Origin of the sequence: Parablautia muri, assembly GCF_009917485.1 — a bacterium.
Taxonomy (GTDB): domain Bacteria; phylum Bacillota; class Clostridia; order Lachnospirales; family Lachnospiraceae; genus Suilimivivens; species Suilimivivens muri.
In genome coordinates, this window is sequence record NZ_QZDT01000110.1 from 1 (window position 1) to 4,712 (window position 4,712).

At 35.1% G+C, this 4,712-nt stretch carries 6 protein-coding genes; all 6 read right to left on the reverse strand.

Features of this window, described 5'->3' with window-relative positions; all coding sequences use genetic code 11:
- Window positions 1-89: 89 nt before the first annotated feature.
- The 6 genes from D5281_RS24050 to D5281_RS24075 all read right to left on the reverse strand — a co-directional run bounded on the left by D5281_RS24050 (window position 90) and on the right by D5281_RS24075 (window position 4,651).
- Window positions 90-761 carry an ABC transporter permease gene (locus D5281_RS24050; RefSeq protein WP_160562407.1) on the reverse strand — a complete coding sequence of 224 codons (672 nt, stop codon included), beginning with the start codon at window positions 759-761 and terminating at the stop codon, window positions 90-92.
- Entirely contained in the window at window positions 761-1,666 is a 906-nt protein-coding gene (locus tag D5281_RS24055) for an ATP-binding cassette domain-containing protein (RefSeq protein WP_160562408.1), read from the reverse strand. The genes D5281_RS24050 and D5281_RS24055 overlap by 1 nt, the downstream gene beginning before the upstream one ends.
- Before the next feature lie 58 nt (window positions 1,667-1,724).
- Window positions 1,725-2,651, reverse strand: coding sequence for a sensor histidine kinase (locus D5281_RS24060; protein ID WP_277935599.1), 927 nt, complete (start codon window positions 2,649-2,651; stop codon window positions 1,725-1,727).
- A gap of 5 nt (window positions 2,652-2,656) precedes the next feature.
- Window positions 2,657-3,340 (reverse strand): response regulator transcription factor, encoded by a 684-nt coding sequence (locus D5281_RS24065; protein ID WP_160562410.1) that lies wholly within the window; start codon window positions 3,338-3,340, stop codon window positions 2,657-2,659.
- Between the two features lie 188 nt (window positions 3,341-3,528).
- On the reverse strand, window positions 3,529-3,984 hold the full coding sequence (locus tag D5281_RS24070) for a hypothetical protein (protein ID WP_160562411.1): 456 nt from the start codon (window positions 3,982-3,984) through the stop codon (window positions 3,529-3,531).
- On the reverse strand, window positions 3,974-4,651 hold the full coding sequence (locus D5281_RS24075) for a hypothetical protein (protein WP_160562412.1): 678 nt from the start codon (window positions 4,649-4,651) through the stop codon (window positions 3,974-3,976). The genes D5281_RS24070 and D5281_RS24075 overlap by 11 nt, the downstream gene beginning before the upstream one ends.
- Window positions 4,652-4,712 lie beyond the last annotated feature (61 nt).

The window sequence follows — 4,712 nt, forward strand, 5'->3', positions numbered from 1 at the left end:
TGATAATTGAATCATTGCCAGATATTGAGTTTTCAAGGTGCATAGCTAAAATCTATGTGCGAAGTTTGAGTAATTAATAGTTACCTCAGTTATTCAATCTTGCCCGAATATCTTCTTATAGAAATCTCTGTCAGTATAATAAATAATATCCCTAAAATAAGTGACAGTTTTTGGATATCCTGACTTATTAAAATCTGTGCAATGATTACCGATAATAGCGATGTCAAAAATACATGCTGGCTTGTCTTCTTAATGAACGCCATACTAATATTCAATAGTGTAAAACTAACTGTAATTATTATTCCCCAGCCAAATTGGATAAGCCAATACTCAAAATCAGATTCATTGAATCTGCTCAGCGCCAGCCTCATATATGGACCTGCCACAATTAAATAAATGATGCTGATAAGTTCTGTAATAATCATAAAGCAAGTTGTTGCTCCAAGCACTAACAACACCTTTGCCATCATCAAATGGCGTCTGTTGACAGAATAGGTAAACAATATTAACGCCGTTCTTTTTGTGTATTCTTCAACAATTACTTTCGTTATGAGAACACCCGAAAAAATAAGATAACAGTCTATAATTGCCGCGTTCATCATTTTGATGGCATCATTATAATTTGCTGCCCTATCTTGCTCAATTGCAAAGAGTGAAATCGTAGTAAACAGGCACATGCCTATCGTTATTAACACACAAAATATGAGATACCTTTTTATTTTCTTAAATTTGAATAATTCCAAACCTATCAGTAATTGCATCAGTTTTTACCTGCCACTTCAAAAAAATATTCTTCCAATGTTTTTTTAACAATATCTATTTGGTAAAGTTTTAACCCGTTTTGTACAAATAGTTCTGCAAAATAAGATGTATCATGAGTTAAATCAAATATATGTATTTGACCGTCATCTATAACTTTAAAATCCTGTACGCCTCTTTCTTCCAGTATAATAGCCGCCTTTGATAAATCATCTACCCTTGCCACAATTTTATCCTTATTTTCCTTATAAATTTCCTTTAATGGTTTTTCTTTTATTATTTTGCCATTACTCATTATACCGATATCGCTTGCAAGATACTCCATTTCGGAAAGTATGTGGCTTGAAATGATGATAGTAGTATCCCACTTTTCATTTAACAATTTAAATAATTCCCTCATTTTCTTAATTCCGTCAGGGTCAAGGGCATTAATAGGCTCATCTAATATTAATAATTCCGGTTTAATTAGTATTGCTCTTGCAATTGCTAATCGCTGCCGCATTCCCATGGAATAATTGGCTGTTTTTTTCTCTGCATCCTTTGTCAAATCAACTTCATCTAGGACTTCATCAATTCTTTTTTTATCATAATATCCCATATATTTGGAATGAATCAGCAGGTTTTCCATTCCTGTTAAATCATCATAGAAATATGGGTATTCTATCAAAGAGCCTATTCGATTGAGTTCATGTTTCCCCATTCCGGAAGTATTATCAAAAACCTTAATATTCCCGCCGTCTATATGAATTAAATTCATAATACATTTTAATAATGTACTTTTTCCTGCATCGTTAGGGCCAATTAAGCCATAAATACTATTCATTGGAACATGGATATCCACATTGTTGAGAACTTTCTTTGCACCATATAGTTTTTCTATGTTTTTTCCTACAATACAATATTCCATCTGTTTACTCCTTTGAATATATCATATCATCATGACTTTTCTTTTCTATCTCTTTTTTCTAACTTTTTTCTAACAATAACGAAAAGACCGTTTTTATCTTTGGCAGACTATTGACTCTTAATTCTGCATGTAATTCTTTTGACAATTTATGGCATATTGCCAATCCTAATCCCGAACCATTATTTGTTTGCTGCTTTGCTGCTTTTCCTCTGTAATTTCTTTCAAAAATATGTGCCTGTTCATCTTCCGTTATTCCCTGACCATGATCTTCTACTTCTATCATAATATATTGCTTTGTTTCCCTGGCAGTCAATCCGAAATACTTACCGTCTATTCCGTATTTTAAAGCATTATCAATTAGGTTATGTAAAATACAGGTAACTGCATTTTTATCACTGTTTATTAAAATAGGCTTTGTTTCTATGTGCAGTTCAACCTCAAATCCGTTTATTTCCAAAATATCATAATATTCCATTACTAGCTCTTTGCATAATCTGCCAATATCTATTTGTAAAAATTCGATTTCGATATCTCCTGATTCTATTTTTGCTATGTCTAAAAATTGCGTAATCATTCGATTGGTTTGTGCTATTTTTGTTTGAAGTTTTTCCAGTATTGCATCAATAGACTGATAGTTATTATGATCCTCATTATATCGGATGTGCAAAAGCTGGACATAACCGGACAACGTTGTAAGTGGTGTTTTTAAGTCATGTGATAAATTTATCATCATTTCATGTAATTCTGTCTTCATTTTCTGAAAGTCTGCTTTCTTTTGATAGAGCATTTGTAAGTAATCATTAATTGAGAGAATTAGTTTTTGAATTGTTTTGCTATTTGTACGCAATAACAATAATCCTCTTTGATTGTCCAACAGGAAATTCAGCTCCCCGCTAAGTTGTTCTATTTCTAACTGATAATTGCGTATAGTGGTATACTGCCAAACAACAACTATACTAAGAATTATTTCCAAAAAGAATCTCATCACACCTAAACCTCCATTATTTTATAACCAATTCCCCATAGTGTCTTTATATATTCATTATCTCCATTTTTAAGCTTATTTCTCAACCGGTTCATGTGAGTGTTTAATACATTTTCGTTTCCGTAATAGGGCTCTTTCCATATTTTTTGATATATGGATTCTTTTGATAATGCCCGATTCCTGTTTTTTGACAAATAAACAAGAATGTCAAATTCTGTCCGGGTTAAATCTATAAAGTCAGTTCCTCTTTTTACAATATGAGCAGACAAATCAATCTGTAAATCTTTTAAATGTATTACATTTTCTGTCGGCGTTTGCACATCGTACATAGCCATTCTTCGGATGTTTGCCTTAATCCTTGCCGATAATTCGACAATGGAAAACGGCTTTGTCACATAATCATCGGCTCCCATTGACAGCCCTCTTGCCTTATCGTGATCGTTGTTTTTTGCAGTAATGATAATGATTGGTAGTGTACTTATTTCCCGTATTTTCTTTATCAATTCAAATCCATTGCTTTGGGGGAGCATTAAATCAACTAATGCCAACGAGTAGTCTGTAATATCTGTAAATACCCCAACAGATACTCCGTCCGCATATGCCGTTATTTCGTATCCGTCTCCGCTTAGATAGTCAATCAGCATTTCACGAATATCTGCATCATCTTCTATTAACAAAATCTTCTCCATGTAGAATTTCCTCCATATCTGATACATTATAGCATAATTCAATTATAATTTATTGCTTTAACGGAAATATTAATTTATTTTCAATATGCCCTATTATACCGTCGAACCGGTTCTATGAGTTCCTTTATCAGTATAACATGAATACTTCGCCCTACCATAATATAATTTTGAATAATAGGAAGGAGCGATTATCTCGCTCCTCTGTCCCTGTTTTTTGAAGTCTGTCTCGCTTGTCTGTCTGTATTTTCTTTTTGATAATTCTGTAACCGTCTGTGTATGCTTTCTTCCCGCCTTTGCACTTTTTCGCCGTATCTTTCTTCCCATTTATCTGCTTTGACCTGATAATCGGCATTAGCTGTTTTAGAGACGGCAAAGGCTTTGTAGAAATCATGCACCGTCTGAAATCCATACCGTTTTGCAATCCCCGACAGACCGACTTTCAGAAGGTCTATTTCCTCGTTCTTGCGGTCAATCCTGCTTTGCAGCTCCCCTTTCTTCGTCAGTTTTGCAAATCCTTTCAGGCTGTCACGCTCAAGTTCCAACTCATTGCGCTCCCTCTCTGCGTCAAGGATAATCTCGTTTTGGCGGTTCAGTTCCTTATAAATCTTCAGCAGTTTTGGATATGCGGCAGCTTCAGTGGACATAACTGGCTTGGGCCGGTATCGGTGGTGTTTCCCGCTCTGTTGCCTGCACTTGGTTTTGGGGCTGTAGATCCCATTTCGGTGCTGACGGATTGGCAGTCGGTTCTTTATAAGTGATTTTTTCCTGCATTTGTACTTTATCCGTCTGTGGTATTATTTCTGTTGTCCTCCTTTCGCTTGCTTCTGCAATCGGCTGTAACGATTCTTTCTCAAAAAACTTTGCTGACAATTCCCTTGTCTTATCCAATACTTTAGAAATCAGCAGCGCCAGCACCGTAACAGCAGTCATTATAATACTTCCCAGACGTTCCGGCTGGCTGCCAAATATATCAACCGATTCTCTGATGCGGTCTGTGATATAATTTTTCTTTATCTGTTGTATCTCCGTTTCAGAAACACCGCTGACAATCGCTCTGTCTACTTCACAATTCCAACGCATATACACTTCGTTACTGGTCTGTATCTGTTCTACTTTCGGGTTGTTTTTCCCAATCTTCTTGGTGGCAAGATATAATCCGCCGCTGTCGAACACTTGGAGTTTTTCTTTATCATTTTTTACAAGAAGATTGATAAGGTCAGTATAGAAATGTTTTACTTCATCAACAAAATTCTCCTGCTTGAACAGCTTGTTCTTGGTGGTAAAAAGACTGTGTTCATAGACCAATGTCATTTAGATAAGGACAACATTGCAGTTAGGATTCTTTTTACAGCGAGTAAACATTTTGTTTATT

Coding starts and splice junctions, on each gene's coding strand:
- D5281_RS24060 (WP_277935599.1), bottom strand. CDS start 2,651: ATGAGATTCTTTTTGGAAATAATTCTTAGTATAGTTGTTGTTTGGCAG.
- D5281_RS24050 (WP_160562407.1), bottom strand. CDS start 761: ATGCAATTACTGATAGGTTTGGAATTATTCAAATTTAAGAAAATAAAA.
- D5281_RS24065 (WP_160562410.1), bottom strand. CDS start 3,340: ATGGAGAAGATTTTGTTAATAGAAGATGATGCAGATATTCGTGAAATG.
- D5281_RS24055 (WP_160562408.1), bottom strand. CDS start 1,666: ATGGAATATTGTATTGTAGGAAAAAACATAGAAAAACTATATGGTGCA.
- D5281_RS24075 (WP_160562412.1), bottom strand. CDS start 4,651: ATGACATTGGTCTATGAACACAGTCTTTTTACCACCAAGAACAAGCTG.
- D5281_RS24070 (WP_160562411.1), bottom strand. CDS start 3,984: ATGTCCACTGAAGCTGCCGCATATCCAAAACTGCTGAAGATTTATAAG.